This window comes from Neorhizobium phenanthreniclasticum, assembly GCF_040066075.1.
Classification (GTDB): Bacteria; Pseudomonadota; Alphaproteobacteria; order Rhizobiales; family Rhizobiaceae; genus Neorhizobium; species Neorhizobium petrolearium.
In genome coordinates, this window is record NZ_JBEAAL010000007.1 from 111806 (window position 1) to 129088 (window position 17283).

20 protein-coding genes are annotated in these 17283 nt (G+C 60.0%); 10 read left to right on the forward strand and 10 right to left on the reverse strand.

Annotated features, from left to right (window positions below):
* Positions 1 to 62 precede the first annotated feature (62 nt).
* Positions 63 to 1052: a hypothetical protein gene (locus ABK249_RS12150; protein WP_227702898.1), complete on the forward strand. Its 990-nt coding sequence runs from the start codon at positions 63 to 65 to the stop codon at positions 1050 to 1052.
* Here the strand turns inward: ABK249_RS12150 and ABK249_RS12155 are convergent.
* The 5 genes from ABK249_RS12155 to ABK249_RS12175 form a co-directional block, all read right to left on the reverse strand.
* A complete protein-coding gene (locus ABK249_RS12155; protein ID WP_227702899.1) occupies positions 1049 to 1888 on the reverse strand; it encodes a lysophospholipid acyltransferase family protein in 840 nt (279 codons plus the stop codon). The two genes, ABK249_RS12150 and ABK249_RS12155, sit on opposite strands and share 4 nt — an antisense overlap.
* A 111-nt stretch (positions 1889 to 1999) precedes the next feature.
* Complete coding sequence (thrS, locus tag ABK249_RS12160; protein ID WP_037146994.1) at positions 2000 to 4021, reverse strand: threonine--tRNA ligase; 2022 nt, start codon at positions 4019 to 4021, stop codon at positions 2000 to 2002.
* A gap of 123 nt (positions 4022 to 4144) precedes the next feature.
* Positions 4145 to 4663: a DUF1697 domain-containing protein gene (locus tag ABK249_RS12165; protein WP_348863133.1), complete on the reverse strand. Its 519-nt coding sequence runs from the start codon at positions 4661 to 4663 to the stop codon at positions 4145 to 4147.
* Entirely contained in the window at positions 4663 to 5022 is a 360-nt protein-coding gene (gene yidD / locus ABK249_RS12170; RefSeq protein ID WP_037146996.1) for a membrane protein insertion efficiency factor YidD, read from the reverse strand. The genes ABK249_RS12165 and yidD overlap by 1 nt, the downstream gene beginning before the upstream one ends.
* Before the next feature lie 4 nt (positions 5023 to 5026).
* Positions 5027 to 5476 (reverse strand): iron-sulfur cluster assembly scaffold protein, encoded by a 450-nt coding sequence (locus tag ABK249_RS12175; RefSeq protein WP_227705133.1) that lies wholly within the window; start codon positions 5474 to 5476, stop codon positions 5027 to 5029.
* A gap of 286 nt (positions 5477 to 5762) precedes the next feature.
* Between ABK249_RS12175 and folE the strand changes: the two genes are divergently transcribed.
* The 3 genes from folE to ABK249_RS12190 all read left to right on the forward strand — a co-directional run bounded on the left by folE (position 5763) and on the right by ABK249_RS12190 (position 7934).
* Positions 5763 to 6377: a GTP cyclohydrolase I FolE gene (gene folE / locus ABK249_RS12180; protein ID WP_037146999.1), complete on the forward strand. Its 615-nt coding sequence runs from the start codon at positions 5763 to 5765 to the stop codon at positions 6375 to 6377.
* Between the two features lie 28 nt (positions 6378 to 6405).
* Entirely contained in the window at positions 6406 to 6867 is a 462-nt protein-coding gene (hisI, locus tag ABK249_RS12185; RefSeq protein ID WP_415926439.1) for a phosphoribosyl-AMP cyclohydrolase, read from the forward strand.
* Between the two features lie 107 nt (positions 6868 to 6974).
* Positions 6975 to 7934, forward strand: coding sequence for a patatin-like phospholipase family protein (locus ABK249_RS12190; RefSeq protein WP_227702901.1), 960 nt, complete (start codon positions 6975 to 6977; stop codon positions 7932 to 7934).
* Positions 7935 to 7972: 38 nt separating this feature from the next.
* Here the strand turns inward: ABK249_RS12190 and ABK249_RS12195 are convergent, their stop codons facing one another.
* Positions 7973 to 8407 (reverse strand): CBS domain-containing protein, encoded by a 435-nt coding sequence (locus tag ABK249_RS12195; RefSeq protein ID WP_348862999.1) that lies wholly within the window; start codon positions 8405 to 8407, stop codon positions 7973 to 7975.
* 95 nt (positions 8408 to 8502) lie between these two features.
* Positions 8503 to 9267 carry a rhomboid family intramembrane serine protease gene (locus ABK249_RS12200; RefSeq protein ID WP_200883915.1) on the reverse strand — a complete coding sequence of 255 codons (765 nt, stop codon included), beginning with the start codon at positions 9265 to 9267 and terminating at the stop codon, positions 8503 to 8505.
* 215 nt (positions 9268 to 9482) lie between these two features.
* On the opposite strand from ABK249_RS12200, the gene ABK249_RS12205 reads away from it, so the two are divergent.
* The 3 genes from ABK249_RS12205 to ABK249_RS12215 all read left to right on the forward strand — a co-directional run bounded on the left by ABK249_RS12205 (position 9483) and on the right by ABK249_RS12215 (position 11891).
* Positions 9483 to 10070 carry a PAS domain-containing protein gene (locus ABK249_RS12205; RefSeq protein WP_348863002.1) on the forward strand — a complete coding sequence of 196 codons (588 nt, stop codon included), beginning with the start codon at positions 9483 to 9485 and terminating at the stop codon, positions 10068 to 10070.
* A 98-nt stretch (positions 10071 to 10168) separates the two neighbouring features.
* Complete coding sequence (locus tag ABK249_RS12210) at positions 10169 to 10780, forward strand: PilZ domain-containing protein (protein WP_037147010.1); 612 nt, start codon at positions 10169 to 10171, stop codon at positions 10778 to 10780.
* Between the two features lie 499 nt (positions 10781 to 11279).
* Positions 11280 to 11891, forward strand: a complete 612-nt coding sequence (locus ABK249_RS12215; RefSeq protein WP_037147012.1) for a transglutaminase-like cysteine peptidase — start codon at positions 11280 to 11282, stop codon at positions 11889 to 11891.
* Positions 11892 to 11938: 47 nt separating this feature from the next.
* On the opposite strand, the gene ABK249_RS12220 is transcribed toward ABK249_RS12215, so the two are convergent.
* Entirely contained in the window at positions 11939 to 12307 is a 369-nt protein-coding gene (locus ABK249_RS12220) for a VOC family protein (RefSeq protein WP_348863004.1), read from the reverse strand.
* Between the two features lie 192 nt (positions 12308 to 12499).
* Here ABK249_RS12220 and ABK249_RS12225 point away from each other — a divergent pair, with 192 nt between their 5' ends.
* The 3 genes from ABK249_RS12225 (at position 12500) to ABK249_RS12235 (ending at position 15287) form a co-directional block, all read left to right on the forward strand.
* On the forward strand, positions 12500 to 13234 hold the full coding sequence (locus ABK249_RS12225) for a hypothetical protein (protein WP_348863006.1): 735 nt from the start codon (positions 12500 to 12502) through the stop codon (positions 13232 to 13234).
* A gap of 146 nt (positions 13235 to 13380) precedes the next feature.
* Positions 13381 to 14928, forward strand: a complete 1548-nt coding sequence (locus ABK249_RS12230) for an SPOR domain-containing protein (RefSeq protein WP_348863135.1) — start codon at positions 13381 to 13383, stop codon at positions 14926 to 14928.
* Between the two features lie 89 nt (positions 14929 to 15017).
* Entirely contained in the window at positions 15018 to 15287 is a 270-nt protein-coding gene (locus tag ABK249_RS12235; protein WP_037147021.1) for a hypothetical protein, read from the forward strand.
* A gap of 79 nt (positions 15288 to 15366) precedes the next feature.
* On the opposite strand, the gene ABK249_RS12240 is transcribed toward ABK249_RS12235, so the two are convergent.
* Together ABK249_RS12240 and ABK249_RS12245 are read right to left on the reverse strand one after the other, a co-directional pair.
* On the reverse strand, positions 15367 to 15804 hold the full coding sequence (locus ABK249_RS12240) for a DUF1489 family protein (protein ID WP_037147024.1): 438 nt from the start codon (positions 15802 to 15804) through the stop codon (positions 15367 to 15369).
* A gap of 70 nt (positions 15805 to 15874) precedes the next feature.
* Positions 15875 to 17275, reverse strand: coding sequence for an L-serine ammonia-lyase (locus ABK249_RS12245; protein WP_227702906.1), 1401 nt, complete (start codon positions 17273 to 17275; stop codon positions 15875 to 15877).
* Positions 17276 to 17283: the final 8 nt, after the last annotated feature.

The window sequence follows — 17283 nt, forward strand, 5'->3', positions numbered from 1 at the left end:
TGCCTTGGCATTGGTTTTCAAGTGACGCTTCGGAAAAGAAGAGTCAACCGGTACAGGAACAGATGTCAGGCACTTCGCTCGCGGTATGCAGGATCCTCGCGGGGGCATTGGCTCTCGGCTTTGCCTTCAGCGCGTCCGCGGAAGATGCCTTCCAAAGTTTCCGCCAGCTCGACAGTACGGCAAAGATGCCGAAGCTCAATGCCTTTTCCGCCCTTCCCGGTGGCGCGTCACCTGTCGCCGGCAAGGATGTGCTGTTCGATGCCAAGTTGACCTCCGACGGTGAGGTCATGCAGGAGGGGCTTGTCTGGCGCGTCTTCAGCCCGATTGCCGGCGAAGACGGCAAGCTTCCGCTGGTTGCCAGTTCCGAAGGTGGTTCGGCCGCCTTCCAGCTCGTGCCGGGTGAGTATTTTGTCAATTGCGCCTTCGGCCGCGCCGGCGTCACCAAGAAACTGATCGTTCCTGCCGACGGCAAGATAGCGAAGCAAACGCTGGTACTCGAGGCGGGCGGTTTCGTCCTGAATGCCGTCGCGGGCGCCGACCAGCGCATCCCACCGAACCAGTTGAGCTTCTCGATCTATTCCGCGGAGGTGCGCGACAACGGCGACCGGGCACTGATCATGGCGGACGTGAAGCCGAACGCAATCGTGCGGCTCAATGCGGGCACCTATCACGTCGTATCGGAATATGGCGATGTGAACGCCGTGGTGCGCGCCGACATCCAGGTGGAGGCAGGCAAGCTCACGCAGGCGGTATTGCAGCACCGCGCCGCGCAGATCACCCTCAAGCTTGTCTCGCAGCCGGGCGGCGAAGCTATCGCCGACACTGCCTGGTCGGTGCTGACTGCGGCCGGCGACATCGTCAACGAGAGCGTCAGCGCCTTTTCGACCATGATTTTGTCGGAAGGCGAATATCTCGCCGTCGCCCGCAACAAGAACAAGATTTACCAGCGCGAATTCACCGTGAAGGCCGGCCGGAATACCGAGGTTGAGGTGTTGTTGCGGGATACGCCGCAGGTGGCGGGTACGGCACAGGCTTTGACCGATAGAAATTAGCCTGTTTTCAGCAGCTTCTGTTTGCTGGATGGTTGCATGGAGAAGACCGCATCGTAGAGCCTGGCGAGCAGGTCCTTGCGGTCGGCGATCGCCGACATCTCGTCCCAGGTCATGACCTCGCCCACGCGTGCCCGGATTGTCGAGCCGGAGAGTTGCTTGAACTCGCGGATCAGCAATGACAGCCTGAGCGTCATCGAAACGCGGCTTGCGATGTGGAAGAGCGGGCCGTTCTGTCCCTCGAAGAAGATCGGCACGACATTGGCCCGCGCAGCCTGGACAAGCTTGGCAGGAAATATCTTCCAGGGCAGATCCTCGGCGCGACCGAAGCCCTTTTTGGCGGTCGCCACGCCGCCGGCCGGGAAAATGATGATCGTCGTACCCTCCTTCAGAAGGCGCACTGCCTCGTGGCGGGTCTGCATGTTGAGCGCCATCGCCTCCTTGGTCTCTTCGAAGGAGACCGGCAACGAATAAGGTGCCATTTCCGGGATCTTCAGGAGGTCGTTATGGATCAGCACGCGGAACGGTCGCCCGAGCTGCTCGGCAAGTGCCAGGACCGCAATGCCGTCGCCGATCCCGAAAGGATGATTGGCAACGATCACAAGCGGGTTGTCGGACATATCCCTCGGCGGCCAGTTGCCGGCCACATCGAGGTCGACATCGATGAGATCGAGCATCTTGCCGAAGATGCGGTCGCTTTTTCCGACGATATCCGTTCGCCAGATATCGTAGAGCCGCGCATATCGGTCGCGGCCGGAAAGTCCCTCGATGGAGCGGATGAACCAGCGTTTGATGCGCGGATCCTTCTCATTGGCGTAAGAAAGTTCCTTGAACCGCAAGTCAGTCTCCGCGGAACAGCCCCGCCGCATGACAATGTCATTGTAATATTGCAGCAAGATTACAGTTTTCTGACAGCGCCTGTGATGACGGGCGCTGTCAGGCAAGGATGATCAGGCTGCCGCCTTCCTGGCTTGGAGCCGGCGCAGGATGTCCGGCGGTGTCGCTTCATGGGCGAGCGCAGTGACAGCATCTTCGAGTTTCATCGAGGTCTGGGCCTGGGAGCCGAGACGACGGATGTTGACCGAGCGTTCTTCGGCTTCTTTTTTGCCGCAGACGATAATGACCGGCACCTTGGTAACTGAGTGCTCGCGGATCTTGTAGTTGATCTTCTCGTTGCGGAAATCGGTCTCGACGATCATCCCCGCATCGCGAAGGGCCTCCGCCACCTCACGGCCATATTCGTCGGCGTCCGAGGTAATCGTCGCCACCACGACCTGCAACGGCGCGAACCACAACGGCATATGGCCGGCGAAATTCTCGATCAGGATGCCCAGGAAACGTTCCATCGAACCGCAGATGGCGCGATGGATCATCACCGGCTGCTGCTTTTCCGAGTTCTGATCGATGTAGAACGCGCCGAACCGTTCCGGCAGGTTGAAATCCACCTGCGTAGTACCGCATTGCCATTCGCGGCCGATCGCATCCTTCAGCGTATATTCGAACTTCGGCCCGTAGAAGGCGCCCTCGCCCGGCAGGATGCCGGTCTTGATATTGTTCGACTGCGACTGGATCGTCTTCAGGACGTCCATCATCACGCTTTCGGCACGATCCCACAGTGCGTCGGAACCGACGCGCTTGTCGGGCCTTGTAGAGAGCTTGATGGTGATTTCTTCGAAGCCGAAATCCTTGTAGACTGAAAGGATCAGGTCGTTGATCCGAAGGCACTCGGCAGCCATCTGCTCGTCGGTGCAGAAGACATGCGCATCGTCCTGCGTAAAGCCGCGCACGCGCATCAGCCCGTGCAGCGCTCCGGATGCTTCATACCGATGCACAAGGCCGAATTCCGCAAGCCTGATAGGCAGTTCACGGTAAGATTTGAGACCATGCTTGAAGATCTGCACATGGCCGGGGCAGTTCATCGGCTTGAGTGCAAAGACGCGCTGGTCGGCCTCCTCGTCGTCCGGATGGATGAAGGCATGGGCCGATTTCACTGCGAACATGTTTTCGTTATACCAGCCCCAGTGCCCGGAGGTCTCCCAAAGCGACTTGTCGAGGACCTGCGGCGCGTTGACCTCTTCGTAGGTGCCGGCAAGCCGACGGCGCATATAGGCAGTCAGCGTTTGGAACATGCGCCAGCCCTTGCCGTGCCAGAAGACGACGCCGGGTCCTTCTTCCTGGAAATGGAAAAGATCCATTTCCCGGCCGAGCTTGCGGTGATCCCGCTTTTCGGCCTCCGCGAGCACGTGCAGATACTGGTCGAGTTCTTCCTGGCTTGCCCAGGCCGTCCCGTAGATGCGCGTCAGCATCGCGTTGTTGGAATCGCCGCGCCAGTAGGCGCCGGCCACCTTCATCAGTTTGAAGGCCGTACCGATCTGGCCGGTGGATGCCATATGCGGGCCGCGGCAAAGATCGAACCAGTCGCCCTGGTAATAGATCTTGAGGTCCTGGTCTTCCGGGATCGCATCCACGAGCTCGACCTTGTAGCCCTCGCCCATGTCGGCAAAGACGTTGCGGGCCTTCTCGCGCGGCCAGACTTCCTTGGTGAACGGCTTGTTGCGGGCGATGATCTCCTTCATCCTCGCCTCGATCCTAGGCAGGTCTTCGGGCGTGAAGGGCCAGTCTTCGCGCGTGTCTGGATGGACGCGCTTGAAGTCGTAATAGAATCCGTTCTCGATCACAGGCCCGATGGTGACCTGCGTTCCCGGCCAGAGTTCCTGTACGGCCTCGGCCATGACATGGGCGGCGTCGTGACGGATCAGTTCCAGCGCTTTGGGATCAGTGCGGGTAACGATCTCGATCGGTCCATTGGTCACCGGATCGGAAAGGTCCTGCAGGTTGCCGTTGATGGCAACCGCGACCGCCTTCTTGGCGAGTGATTTGGAAATGGATTCTGCGACGTCACGGCCGGTTGTTCCGGCATCGAATGCGCGGACGGAGCCATCGGGAAATGTAAGGGAAACGGATTGGGACATGTCTTTCTCCTGTCCAGTCCCGCCAACGAATGCGGGTGGTGTTGGAATAACGGCGGTCCGCCTTGGGCAGCGCCGGCGTGGCTGATAAAGACTTTTCGCTTTGTAGTAAAGGTGGCCCGGGGCTCACCGGATCATTTTGGCGAGCCCGATGACCGTGTTGGCGTTGCGGATCGTGCCGATGCCGAGCTTTCTGGTCGTCAGTGCTGAAACCAGCCGCGTCTCGCTCGCCTTGCCGTCGAAATCCACCCAGAGATCTCCGTCGACGATCGCGATCTTTTCCTGGCCGCGATGGCGTTCGAGCAGATCGATCACGTTATCGCCGAGTGGTGTTCGCATCACCCGGACGCAGACTTCGGAGCCTTTCTGCTCCGGAAACGGATTGCCGGCGGAAAGCTTCAGCCAGTCCGGCCCCGAACGGACGAGAACATCGACATGCTTGCCGAAATGTTGTTCGAACGCCTCTTCCAGCACCTGCTCGATATCTCTGGCCGGTGAATCGTCGGTTTCGAACACGAGATTGCCGGTCGCTACCAGCGTCCGGCAGTTCCGGTAACCGAGACGTTCAGCCATGTCGCGGAAGTCGGCCATCATGAGCCGTTTGCCCCCGCCGACGCTGATGCTGTGAAGCAGCGCCACATACATCACGGTTTGGCCCGCCAATAGCGCCAGGGCGTCCACCAGTGCTGGCGTCTTTCCAGCGCATCCGGCACTCGGTCAAGCCCGCTCGTGCCGCCGGGCCCGCAGCGGGCGACACGAAAGAGTGTCAGGAAGCCGCCGGGCCAGAGTCCATGCCGGGCGATTGCTTCGTAACCGTACTCGGAGCAGGTCGGGATATGCCGGCAGGAATTGCCGACGAAGCCCGAAAGTGTCAGTTGATAAAATCGGATCAGCCCCATGCCGAAAAGCCGACCCGGCGTCTTTCGGAACGGTCCGGACCAGTTGCGCGAGCGGTTGGTCTTCGGCGGGTGTTCTGAATGCTGGCAATCGGGAGCGTCGCACATCGGATCAGACGGCCGCCGCTTCGGCCCGTTCCCGCGCCTCGATCTGGTCGATCGCATCGACCACGGCTTCGAATGTCAGCATGGTGGAAGGGTGGCGGGCCTTATAGTCTTTGACCGGCTTCAGGTAGCGCATCTCTTCGAAGCGGCCGTCCGGCCCCTCGCCGCCTTCTTTCAGCATCGCGAGCATGTCTTCCCGGGCTTTCCGGATTTCCGCGGCCGTCGCACCGATCACATGGCGGGCCATGATTGAGGACGAGGCCTGGCCGAGCGCGCAGGCACGCACCTCGTGCGCGAAGTCGGTCACTGTGTCGCCGTTCATCTTCAGATAGACGCGTACCTTCGAGCCGCAGAGTTTCGAATGCTTTTCCGAACTCGCGTCGGCATCCGGCAGCGCGCCGGCATGGGTGATATTGCCGGCGAATTCGAGGATCTTGCTGTTGTAGATATCGTCCATGACGGCTCGCTCATAGTCCCGATGGCGGATGTTTTGACGCAGTGCCCTTGCCTTGCGGACTACCACAAAAGGATTTCTGACATTATATGTGACGTGTCGGCGAGATGATCAAGAAAGGATGTTTTCACGAAATCCTCTCGAAATCGAAACAGGATACCTTGTAAAAACGTCCGCCGAGGATCAGATAGCGCCAGATTGCACAAAATTCAGCCGCGGTTGTCTGCGTGTTGGTTCGTGTGAGTAACGCCAGTCGGATGCGGCCTTGAACCGCATCGGGAGACGATAGATGGATGCAATTGTGAAGAATTTCCCGGCCTCGAAGGAGAAGCAGGTCCGTCCCACCCAGCAGGAAGCTGAGGAAGCCATACGCGTTCTGCTCCGCTGGGCGGGTGACGATCCGGCTCGCGAAGGACTGCTCGATACCCCGAAGCGTGTCGCTGTTGCCTATCGCGAATTGTTTGCCGGTTACGAGCAGTCGCCGGAAGAAGTGCTGGGCCGTACGTTCGAGGAAGTCTCGGGTTACGATGATATCGTGCTTGTGCGCGACATTCCGTTCTTCTCTCATTGCGAACACCACATGCTGCCGATTGTCGGCAAGGCGCATATCGCCTATCTGCCGAGTGGTCGCGTTCTCGGTCTCTCGAAGATCGCCCGTGTGGTGGAAATCTTCGGTCGCCGTCTGCAGACACAGGAAAACATGACGGCCCAGATCGCCTCTGCAATCGAGGAACACCTGAAGCCCCGCGGCGTGGCAGTCATGATCGAAGCCGAACACATGTGCATGGAAATGCGCGGCGTGCAGAAGCAGGGTTCGCAGACGATGACCACGACCTTCACCGGCGAGTTCAAGACGAACGCGGCCGAACAGGCCCGCTTTTTCACGCTCGTACGCAGCCGCTGACGGCCGGATTTTCCGGTGGAGTTTCCTGATGTCCGTGAGTTTTGAAAAGCCCTCCGCCGACAAGGCGGTGCTGGAAGGTGCCGGCGCCTTTACGCCTCGTTTCGATGCCAACGGCCTCGTCTCCGCCGTCGTCACGGACATCCGCGATGGTGAACTCCTGATGGTCGCGCACATGGACGCGGAAGCCCTGGCGTTGACCATCGAGACCGGTATCGCCCATTTTTACAGCCGCTCTCGTGGAAAGATATGGAAGAAGGGGGAATCTTCCGGCAATTTTCAGACGGTGCACGAGCTTCGCACCGATTGCGATCAGGACGCTGTCTGGCTCAAGGTTTCCGTGGCCGGTCACGATGCGACCTGCCACACGGGCCGGCGTTCGTGTTTTTATCGGCTCGTCACAAAACGTGACAGCAACGCTGTCCTTGAAATTACTGATAACGAGCGCCATTTCGATCCTGATACCGTTTATTCGGACGGGGGAACGAAATAAGCAACTGCCTCGTTTTTCGCCATGCAGGCGTTGGGTAAACGATTTGGAAACCGATCGGTGGTTCAATCCGCAGACCGGGGGTTGTTCAGCTTTGGAGGTTTTTGTCTATGCTGAACTGGAGTTGGAATCGTCACGATCCGCAGGCCGCTCCTGCTGAAGCCGGCGGAACGCAGATTCTTGAACCCTCTCGTCCCGTTGTTGCGACACCTCCTCCAAAAGCAAAACTTGCCCTCGCCCTTGGGGGTGGTGCGGCCCGCGGTTGGGCCCATATCGGTGTGCTGAGGGCGCTCGACGAAGCTGGTATTGAAGTGGGCATGATCGCCGGCACGTCGATCGGCGCCCTGGTCGGCGGTTGCTATCTGGCCGGCAAGCTCGATGCGCTCGAAAGTTTCGCCCGCTCGCTCACCATGCGGCGCATCGCCGGTCTGCTTGATCTGACGATCGGCGGCGGCGGACTTTTCGGTGGCATGCGGCTCACCAGGCGTATGCAGGAGCATCTCGAGGACATAGCGATCGAGGATCTCGATCGGCCTTTCGTCGCCGTGGCGACGGAACTTCATACCGGCCACGAGGTCTGGATCTCCAGCGGTTCGCTGATTACCGCATTGCGCGCGTCCTATGCGCTGCCCGGCATTTTCGAGCCGGTCAAGTCCAATAACCGAACCCTGGTTGACGGCGCATTGGTCAATCCCGTTCCCACCTCCGTCTGCCGGGCCTATGAGCAGCCTCTCGTGGTTGCCGTGAACCTGAACTACGACATCTTTGGCCGTTCTGCGGTGGTCAAGCATAGCGCCGGCATTCAGCCTGAGGATGACGGTCGCAAGAAGGCGGTCGACGCCCGGGTCGGTGTCACCGGCACCATGGTGCAAGCTTTCAATATCATCCAGGAACGTATTTCGCGCGCAAGGCTCGCCGGCGATCCGCCGGATCTGGCGTTGCATCCGCGCCTTAGTGATATCGGACTTTCCGAGTTCCACCGTGCCGGCGAAGCGATAGATCGCGGCTATAGTGAGACCATGGCGCAGATCGCTGCGCTCAAGCGCGTGCAGGAAATTTTCGCCCGCTGACCCGGGGGAAACCTGTTCTGCCGAATGCCGAGTGGCGATCAGCCGGCGATATAGGCCTTCATCTGTTCGGCTTCGAGTTCCACCTCGCGGATGCGCGACTTTACCACGTCACCGATCGAGACGATCCCGTCCAGCTTTCCGTCCTTTTCGATCGGAACGTGGCGGAAACGTCCGCCAGTCATGATGCCCATCAGCTCGTCGACGGTCGTTTCCTCCTTGCAGCGATGGACGTTGGTGGTCATGGCCGATTTGACCGGTTGGTCGAGCACGCCGGGACCTTTGCCGGCAATGGCCCGCACCAGGTCGCGTTCGGTGAAGATGCCGGCGATCCGGCCTTCCATGCTGGTGACAACCACGGCACCGATCTTCTTCTGGTTCAGGATTTCGGCGACTTCCAGCAGCGTCCTGTCCGGGCCGACTGTCACCACGTCGCGGCCCTTTGCATCGAGCATGTTCTTGACGATTATTGCCATGGCCCTCTCCTCATCAACCAAGCGTGATCTGGGCATCCTCCTCCCAGAATCGCTTCGTGCTTCCCCCTGAATTTTAGGGCGAGGTCAAACACATATCAAGGTTGAGTGAGTGGCCTTCGTGAAGGCGAGACCGGATCGAAGAATCCGAAAAGCAGAAAGCCGAACAGAAAGCCGCCGATATGCGCATCCCAGGCGATCGGCCCCATGTCCGCACCAAACAGCGTCACGCCAAAGGCGATCAGCAGATTGCCGATGAACCACATTGCCGTGAAGATGACGACCGTGCGGCTGCGGAAGGCGCCGGGAATGGACTGACGGGGATAGAGATGGCCGTGGATTCGATCGTAGCCCCGTCCGGGAGGGAAGGCGAAGCGGCAGGCTGCCCCCATCAACGCGGACACGACGCCGGACGCTCCGATCAGCAGCGTCTCGTTGCCCCAGTTGATCATGGCGTGGAAGAAGGCCGCTGCCGCCGCCGACAGGACCCAGAAGACCACATAGCGCAAGGTGCCGATACGCCTGACGACCGGCGCTCCGAAAGCCATCAGCCAGAGCGCGTTGAAGAGGATATGTTCGAGACTGCCGTGAAGAAGAGAATAGGTGACCGGCGTCCAGAGCCAGGCGAACCCCTGTTCCTCCAGCGGATAGGCATAACGCAGCGGCGTAAAGGCAAGGTTCACGACAAAATAAGCGCGTGTGTCGTCATCAAGCAGATATTCCTGAACGATATAGATTGCCGCGAGCAAGGCCAGCGTCACCACCAGGCTCCGCGGCAGGTTGAAGACCGGCGGTGAGCGCTGATCGTCCTCGTCCATCTCCCGCTGCCCGTCAGCCATGCCCGGTCCGTCGTTCATGCTCATTCCTCTCTGGTCCATTCCCTTTCGGGAATGTCCGCCAGCCATATAGGAGCGGCCCGCCAAAGGAAAGCGTCGCAAGGAGGCGGTGAGGCAGGCTTTGCCTGGTTTATGATTTCTTAACCCTGAGGGGTGGGCCGTGGCACGGATTTCGCTGAGTGGACGGAGAACGCTCGTGCATGAGGCGCGATCTGTATCAAAATGTGACAAGGTGACAACGGATGCGAAATAAGGCAAGCCGCGCAATTTTCGACTACTGGGCCAACCTCAGGGGGGACCGCGCGGCACCCTTGCGCACGGAAATCGACCCTGTGGCGCTGCGCCATCTCCTCCCGCATCTCTTCATTGTGACGACCGAGGCCAGCGGTCTTCTGACGTTCCGGCTCGCCGGGACGCGTATCTGCGACCTGTTCGATCGCGAATTCCGTGGCGAGGCCTTTGCCGAGGCATGGCTCGAAAACGAGTATCGGCAGCCGGCAGAGATCGTTCAGAACGTCATCCATTATGAGCGGCCGGCATACCTTGAGGTTCTCGCGTCGAACGGCGACCTGCGCCATGCTTATGAAATGCTGCTGTTACCCATTCGGTCGGCTGAGGGAAATGGAAGCGATCGCGTTCTCGGTGCCCTCCTGCCGCAAGGACAGCCCTTCCCCACCACAGAACTTCCCGTCAGTGGTCTTGTGCTGGAAAGCTGGACATTTCTTGTCGAGAGTGGCGTCCGGATCGATGCGCCGCCGAGCGGCGACCATCACGGCTTTGGCGAAGCGCTGTTGCGTCGTCTCTTCTCATCCCACGGCCAGACATCCTGAACATGGCCTGGAAGTCGCAACGGGGCTGCGCAAAACTTTCTGTTAACCGCGACACGCTATCAGTTTAGCCATACTCTCCAAGAGAAAAGCTTTCTCGAATGTATTCATTTCAGCCGGTGCATACTCCGTCGACGCAGACAATTCCCGCCCAGCGGACTTTTCAGCGGGTGTCGGTCAACGTGGCAGGACGGCTGATGCTCGCGACGCATGAGGAATTTCCCTGCACCGTGGTGGATATGTCGCCCGGCGACGTTGCCTTCGCGTGTGTCGGGCGCCCCGCTGTCGGTGAACGCGTGATCGCCTATCTCGATCACATCGGGCGCCTCGAAGGCACGGTTTTGAACCTTTCGGCGAACGGCTTTTTAATGTCGATCAACGCAACGGATCGCAAGCGGGAGAAGCTTGCGGCCCAGCTTACATGGATCGCCAACAAGCATGAACTCGGCCTGCCCGAGGATCGCCGCCATGACCGCCTGACGCCGCGCAACACCCGGGCAGAAATAACGCTTGACGACGGTCGGCGTTACGCCTGCCGCATCATGGACCTTTCTCTCTCCGGAGCGGCGATCGATATCGATATCCGCCCTGCGATCGGCACGCCCGTGCGTCTCGGCAACATGCGTGGTCGCGTCGTGCGCCATTTTATGGAAGGCGTGGCGGTCGAATTCAATTCTGTCCAGCCGCGCGAGGCACTGACGGAATTCCTTTAAGCAATTCCGCTCTCCCGCCCCTCCCTTCCTCCATCAAGACCCTGTATCATGGCTGCACAGGACGGATTTAGCGCCGTTTGTCTGTGCCAGAACAAACTTTTTCCTAAAAATCGTGCCTTTTCGGGACTTTTTTTAGGCCTTCGAAACAGGCCTGGAACACCCCTTCGCGCCTCCCGACAGGCCCCCTGTGGCACGTCTTCCTCGGCGGATGGGCGCCGGATGCCACACGGGCGTTAACTTCCGGAGCCGCTTCGTCATCCTGGGCGGTTTCGGAAAACCCTTTTCCGGCAAAAGGATAGCAAGAGAAGAAGCCGGTGAGCCGGCTTGATTGCGTGGCATTACAATGAAAATTTCCTTCGGATTTTAGTAAAATTCGATGCGCATTCGAATCATGTTTTAGATAAATTGAATTCAAATAAGATATTGATTTTACTGCGAGATTTTGCGGTCGCTAAAACCCTCTGTGTCAGTGTTCTTCCCACAACGGGGAGACACAAAAATGAAATTCAGCAAGGGACTGGGCCTCGCCGCCATCACCGCTTTCCTGGCGATCTTTTCCGCCGGACATTCCGTCGCCATGCCCGCCGGGGCCATGCGCGTCCTCGGCCCTGCCAATCAGCCGATCGGTCACTACCAGTTCTGCAAAAGCTATGCGAGCGAATGCGCAACGGCCTATAAGGATGCCGGGCCGATTACGCTTACGGAGGACAAGTGGCGGACCCTGCTGGACGTCAATTATACGGTCAATTCCTCGATCATGCCGATGACCGACCAGGAGATTTACGGCGTCGAGGAACTCTGGGCCTATCCCCGCACCGTCGGCGATTGCGAGGACTTTGTCCTTCTGAAGCGCAAGATGCTGATGAAAAAGGGCTTTGACCCTTCCGACCTCCTGATCACTGTCGTGCTTCAGCCGAATGGCGAAGGCCATGCTGTCCTGACCGTCCGCACCGACCGCGGCGATTTCGTGCTCGACAACATGCGCAACAAGGTCATGCTCTGGTCCGATACGGAATATACCTACCTGAAGCGTCAGGCGAGCGACGATCCGGCTCGTTGGGTCAAGCTTCAGGACGGCCGCGCGACAGCCGTCGGTTCTGTCGGCCAGTAATCCCATCGACGAGGGAAAAGGCCGCAGCGACACGGTTGCGGCCAGGATCAGGGCGCGGGGCTGCACATTTGCAGGCGGTTGCCGAACGGATCGTGGAAACTCGCGAATACCACATGGCCGTCGAACATGACGGGTTCGCCGCAAGCCACGCCACGGCACCTGAGTTCGTCGACCGCCGCGTAGCAGTCCCTGACGTTGAACACCACCGTCGTTCCCGTCGACGGCTCCCATTCCGCTCCTGCCATCGTCAGCGAAAGGTTGCCGCCATCGGCGCCGGTCGAGAACTCGATCCAGCCGGCATCCGGCAGATCGTAGAGCGGTTCTCCCAATCCAAGGGTGTCGCGGTAGAAAAGCCGCGCCCGCTCGAGATCCGTAACGGAGATCGATACGACATTGATTCCCTGAAAGAGTTGCACGTCTCCCTCCCTGAGTAACCGGTTCAGGCCATGCGGTTATAAACTCGGCCGCTCTTTTACGAAGCATTAACCATGACGTTCCAGACTTGCGGCGCATTCGCCTGCCCGCATTCCGTATCCTGTCCTGTCTCATTCCAGAGCATGGCTTCAAGGCAGGGTGAATGCCCCTTGGGTGAACATGGAGCGCACGTCATGGCAGGTCCAGCCCCTATCCCTTCGTCCATCGAGGAGGAGCCGCTGATCTCCAACCGGTTTCTCTACCAGTTGACCGCGGTGATCGCAGTTCTGGCGGCGCTGACGGTCGCGATCAGCATCGGCGGCCGCTGGTTCGGTGAGCGCATGGCGCTGGCAGGCCACACCGACAGCACGGAGAAATTCCTCATCCGGATCGGTCAGGACGAGCTCGACCTTTCCGCCAACACGATCCGCTTCCGCGACCAGCGCCAAAACGGTGTTGCCGAGCGCGTGGACCTCTACCTCACCTGGCCGGAACTCGAAGGGTACAGCGCCGCACTGCGCCCGCGGTTTGACGACATTTTCCAGTCCTCATCATTGATTTTTCTGCAATTGTCGCAAGGCACGATGTCACGCGATATGTCCGGCCGTCTCGACCCGATCTATTCGCGACTTTTCGATGGCGAGCCGCAGCAGTTTGATTTCGGACTGATGCTCCACCGGCTGCGTGCCGATTCCGGCTATGGCCGCGAGGTCATTCTCACCGCCCCTCGCCCTGGCGCCACGGACTACGTCGTTCGCTGCCTGCTGCCGATTGCCGGTGAGAAGCCCACAAGCGGGGATTGCCAGCGCGATATCCACATCGGCCAGGACCTCACGGTGCTCTATCGTTTCTCCAGCGCGCTTTTGAACGACTGGCAACATATTGATGCCTCAGTTCGATCCTTTGTCGAAAACCGGCTGACGAAGTAGGTCTCCACGGACGGTCGGGATTTTGATGCTTAAAATGCAGCATATCTAAGCAAGCTGCTGTTCATCATAAACCTCTTGGTAACGCTGTTCTCCTAGATTGGAGGATAACGGCTGCGACGGGGGAGCGTCCGGACGTGAATGGCGTGATGCAAGCGATGAGTGCGGCAGTGTCGAAAACTAAGTTCTCTGCCTCCTTTCCCAAGGATGGCGCAACGGTCCCGGGATATTTTCTCGGTTATCTCTTCACCCTGATTCTGGCGGTTTCGATCTTTGCTGCGCCTGCGGAAGCGGCGCCGAAATACGCCGGTATCGTCGTGGATGCCAAGACCGGCAAGGTTCTCTATTCGGAAGATCCGGACGGTCTGCGATATCCCGCGTCGCTCACCAAGATGATGACGCTCTATCTCACCTTTGAAGCGCTTGAGGCCGGTCGCCTCAGCCTTGACGCGAAAGTGCCTGTATCCGCCAACGCAGCTGCCGAGCCGCCCTCCAAGCTCGGTGTTCGTGCCGGCGGCTCCGTGACGGTCGATCAGGCGATCCGGGCTCTCGTCACGCGCTCCGCCAACGATATCGCGACCGCGCTGGGTGAGTTCCTCGGTGGCTCCGAGGATCGGTTCGCTCAGATGATGACAAGGAAGGCCCGCGCCCTCGGTATGACGCGCACCACCTATCGCAATGCCCATGGCCTGCCGAATACCGCGCAGATGACGACGGCCCGCGATCAGGCAAGGCTTGGCATCGCGCTCCGCCAGCATTTTCCGCAATATTACGGCTATTTCTCCATCCGCAGCTTTAATTTCGGCAAGCAGGTGATCGGTAACCATAACCGTTTGGTCGGCAACGTGAAGGGCGTCGATGGTATCAAGACCGGGTACACCCGCGCCGCCGGCAGCAATCTGGCGACTTCTGCTCAGCTCGACGGCCGTTCGATCGTCGCCGTCGTGCTCGGCGGCCGTTCGAGTGCTGCCCGCGACGCGACGATGCGCAAGCTCGTTGCCGAATATCTGCCGAAGGCTTCGCGTGGCGGCAACAGCAACCTGATCGCCCAGGCGGCGCCGTCGGCGCCTGTACCGGTCGCCCCGGTGCGTTCGGCTCCCACCATCGCCGCCACGCAGTCGGAGGCGCGTCAGATGGCCGCCCTCGATCTGCCGAACAGTGGTCCGATGCCCGGTGCGCGCTACAAGGAACAGCCGGCTGCTGCGGAGACTTCGGCCGTCGCCTCGGCCTATGCCGCTGAGCCCAGTCAAAAGAAGGTGATCAGCCAGGCTATGAACACGGCAATGGCCGGCGTGGCAGCCGTCCCGACGCCCGCGCCGGAATATATACCGGCCCGCGCCGAGAATGTTGGTGCTTCCAGCACCGGTAGCGCCACCGTTGACGAAGTCACCACTGCCTCGACGAAGACATCAGCAAAGGCCACCAGGTCAAACGCCGCCGGCGAGACACCGAGCGGCTGGGTGATCCAGATCGGCGCTTCGCCCGATCAGAAAATGGCGGAGAATCTCCTGCAGAATGCGCAGGACAAGGGCGGCAAGGTACTGCGTTCCGCCAAACCCTTCACCGTCGCCTTCAACAGCAACAGCGGGCAGATCTATCGCGCCCGGTTTGGGGGCTTTGATGACCAGAAGACCGCTGTGGATGCCTGCAACGCTTTGAAGAAAAAGGGCATCAACTGCTGGGCTTCGCTCCAGTGAACTGCTGGCGATAGCCAGGCACCAAGAATGTCCGCGGCGGTTCGCCGCCGCGGCGGAATCTCGAAAGTAATGCGTAAACGGGGTTTCCGATGGGAATGAACGAAAACAGCGTGGAATTCGCCTTCAGGTCCTCGCCAAGGGCCAGAGCAAGGGGCGTTGCCCTCAATCCGCTTCATGAGGCGGCCATGCGGCTTGCGGGTATGGGGCTTAGCCGTTCAAAGGAAAAGACGCGCGATCTCGTCGCCATGTTGCTCAGCCATGGCGCCCGCGCCTGGCGCCAATCTCAGCCGGAGGCGCATATCCATCTTCATGTCGGTATGCGCTCCGGCCGGGCACCGGTGCGTCTCAAGCTTCGCTAGTGGATCGTTCTGGAATCTGCATCCAGATGTTGCGGACTCCAGATAGAATGTCGGGATCAATGGCCACTGGCTGCTGCAGTCAGAGAAGCCCGAGTTCGGCGAGTTCTCGTCTGAGCTCTTCCGGCAGCGCTGCAACGCCCTCGCCCATCTTGCCGAGATCGCGTGGCGCTTCCTCATCCTTCAGGTAGCGCCAGCCCTGGAAAGGCCGCTTCGGCTGCGGCGCCGTCTCGATCACTTCCGGACCGAGAACGAGATGACAGCGCTGGATGCCGTCGCCGCCGGTGAAGGTCTCGATATTCATGAGCTTTTGGCGGGCCAGCACCTGTCCCTTGATCACCCAGTAAAGGGAGCCGCCTTCGAGAAGTTCCTCGATGCGTTTCGGAACCATGCGTGTCGTATGAACGCTGTGCGGTTCAAGGCCGGCGGCCATCGCATTGAGCGAGCGCTCGGCTACCCACTCTCTGAGATCCTGGATTGAATCCGCGCCGACACAAAGTTTGATCAGATGAAGAGCCATGGATTTGTTGAAAACCTATTGGCATCGGAGGTCAAGTTTTTGCTCCGTTGCTCCACAGCGGCGAAATGAATCAACACTCGACGACGTTGACGGCAAGCCCGCCGGTCGAGGTCTCCTTGTATTTCTCGCTCATGTCGTTGCCGGTCTGCCGCATGGTTTCGATGCAGGCGTCGAGCGGCACGAAATGCGTACCGTCGCCCTTGATGGCAAGTGACGCGGCCGTTACCGCCTTGACGGCGCCAAGCGCGTTGCGCTCGATACACGGAACCTGCACTAAGCCGGCGACAGGATCGCAGGTCATGCCGAGATGGTGCTCGAGTGCGATTTCCGCAGCATTCTCGATCTGCTCCGGCGAGCCGCCCATGACCGCGGCAAGGCCCGCAGCCGCCATCGCGGCCGCCGACCCCACCTCGCCCTGGCAGCCGACCTCCGCGCCCGAGATCGAGGCATTGTGCTTGATGATGCCGCCGACCGCCGCCGCCGTCAGCAGGAAGTTGCGGATATCCTCCGGCGTCGCATCCTCATGGAAATGCAGGTAGTAGCGGACGGTTGCCGGGATTACCCCCGCTGCACCATTGGTGGGGGCGGTGACGACACGCCCGCCGCCGGCATTCTCTTCATTGACCGCCATCGCATAGACGGAGAGCCAGTCGTTGGCGAGCAGCGGGTTCAGCCGGTTGCTGCGCCATTCCTCGTTGAGCTTGTCGTGAATCGCCTTCGCCCGGCGCTTCACCTTCAATCCGCCCGGCATGATGCCTTCGACCTTCAAGCCCCGGTCGATGCAGCTTTTCATCGCGTCCCAGATGCGGTCGAGGCCGGCATTCAGTTCGGCAGCGCTGATCTTTGTCTCTTCGTTCGCGCGTTTCATCTGGGCGATCGTCAGGCCTGAGCCGCGCGCCATTTCGAGCATCTGCTTTGCCGTCGAGAAGGGATAAGGCACCCGTGCATCGCCCGATGATTTCAGCGAGGTGCGCATGGCTTCCAGTTCGGTGTCCGTCACGACGAAGCCGCCGCCGATCGAATAGTAGATGCGCTTAAGGAGCAACCGTCCATCGCGATCCAGCGCGGAGAAACTCATGCCGTTGGCATGGCCGGGCAACGGCTGTTTCTTGTCGAAGATGAGATCGGTTTTCGGCTGGAACCGATAAGGCGGATGTCCGGGCGGCGTCACGCGTCCCGTCCGCCCCACCTCGGCAATGATCTCGTCCATCCTGTCCGGATCGACACTTGCCGGCTCTTCGCCCATCAGGCCGAGGATCACCGCCCTGCCCGTCCCGTGTCCGATGCCTGTAAAGGCGAGCGAGCCGTGCAGGCTCACCTTGAGGCTCGCGACCTGCGCACCGGCGGGGCGCGGCCATTCGTTCGACAGGATCAGCGCCAGGAAACGGTACGCCGCCGACATCGGTCCCATCGTGTGGGAACTGGACGGGCCGATACCGATCTTGAAGACGTCGAAGACGGAGAGGAACATGATAATCC

Excerpts from the sequence above, each read along its gene's own strand:
- ABK249_RS12150 (WP_227702898.1), top strand. The coding sequence starts at position 63 with ATGTCAGGCACTTCGCTCGCGGTATGCAGGATCCTCGCGGGGGCATTG.
- thrS (WP_037146994.1), bottom strand. The coding sequence starts at position 4,021 with ATGTCCCAATCCGTTTCCCTTACATTTCCCGATGGCTCCGTCCGCGCA.
- ABK249_RS12165 (WP_348863133.1), bottom strand. The coding sequence starts at position 4,663 with ATGTATGTGGCGCTGCTTCACAGCATCAGCGTCGGCGGGGGCAAACGG.
- yidD (WP_037146996.1), bottom strand. The coding sequence starts at position 5,022 with ATGTGCGACGCTCCCGATTGCCAGCATTCAGAACACCCGCCGAAGACC.
- ABK249_RS12175 (WP_227705133.1), bottom strand. The coding sequence starts at position 5,476 with ATGGACGATATCTACAACAGCAAGATCCTCGAATTCGCCGGCAATATC.
- folE (WP_037146999.1), top strand. The coding sequence starts at position 5,763 with ATGGATGCAATTGTGAAGAATTTCCCGGCCTCGAAGGAGAAGCAGGTC.
- hisI (WP_415926439.1), top strand. The coding sequence starts at position 6,406 with ATGTCCGTGAGTTTTGAAAAGCCCTCCGCCGACAAGGCGGTGCTGGAA.
- ABK249_RS12190 (WP_227702901.1), top strand. The coding sequence starts at position 6,975 with ATGCTGAACTGGAGTTGGAATCGTCACGATCCGCAGGCCGCTCCTGCT.
- ABK249_RS12195 (WP_348862999.1), bottom strand. The coding sequence starts at position 8,407 with ATGGCAATAATCGTCAAGAACATGCTCGATGCAAAGGGCCGCGACGTG.
- ABK249_RS12200 (WP_200883915.1), bottom strand. The coding sequence starts at position 9,267 with ATGAGCATGAACGACGGACCGGGCATGGCTGACGGGCAGCGGGAGATG.
- ABK249_RS12205 (WP_348863002.1), top strand. The coding sequence starts at position 9,483 with ATGCGAAATAAGGCAAGCCGCGCAATTTTCGACTACTGGGCCAACCTC.
- ABK249_RS12210 (WP_037147010.1), top strand. The coding sequence starts at position 10,169 with ATGTATTCATTTCAGCCGGTGCATACTCCGTCGACGCAGACAATTCCC.
- ABK249_RS12215 (WP_037147012.1), top strand. The coding sequence starts at position 11,280 with ATGAAATTCAGCAAGGGACTGGGCCTCGCCGCCATCACCGCTTTCCTG.
- ABK249_RS12225 (WP_348863006.1), top strand. The coding sequence starts at position 12,500 with ATGGCAGGTCCAGCCCCTATCCCTTCGTCCATCGAGGAGGAGCCGCTG.
- ABK249_RS12230 (WP_348863135.1), top strand. The coding sequence starts at position 13,381 with ATGCAAGCGATGAGTGCGGCAGTGTCGAAAACTAAGTTCTCTGCCTCC.
- ABK249_RS12235 (WP_037147021.1), top strand. The coding sequence starts at position 15,018 with ATGGGAATGAACGAAAACAGCGTGGAATTCGCCTTCAGGTCCTCGCCA.
- ABK249_RS12240 (WP_037147024.1), bottom strand. The coding sequence starts at position 15,804 with ATGGCTCTTCATCTGATCAAACTTTGTGTCGGCGCGGATTCAATCCAG.
- ABK249_RS12245 (WP_227702906.1), bottom strand. The coding sequence starts at position 17,275 with ATGTTCCTCTCCGTCTTCGACGTCTTCAAGATCGGTATCGGCCCGTCC.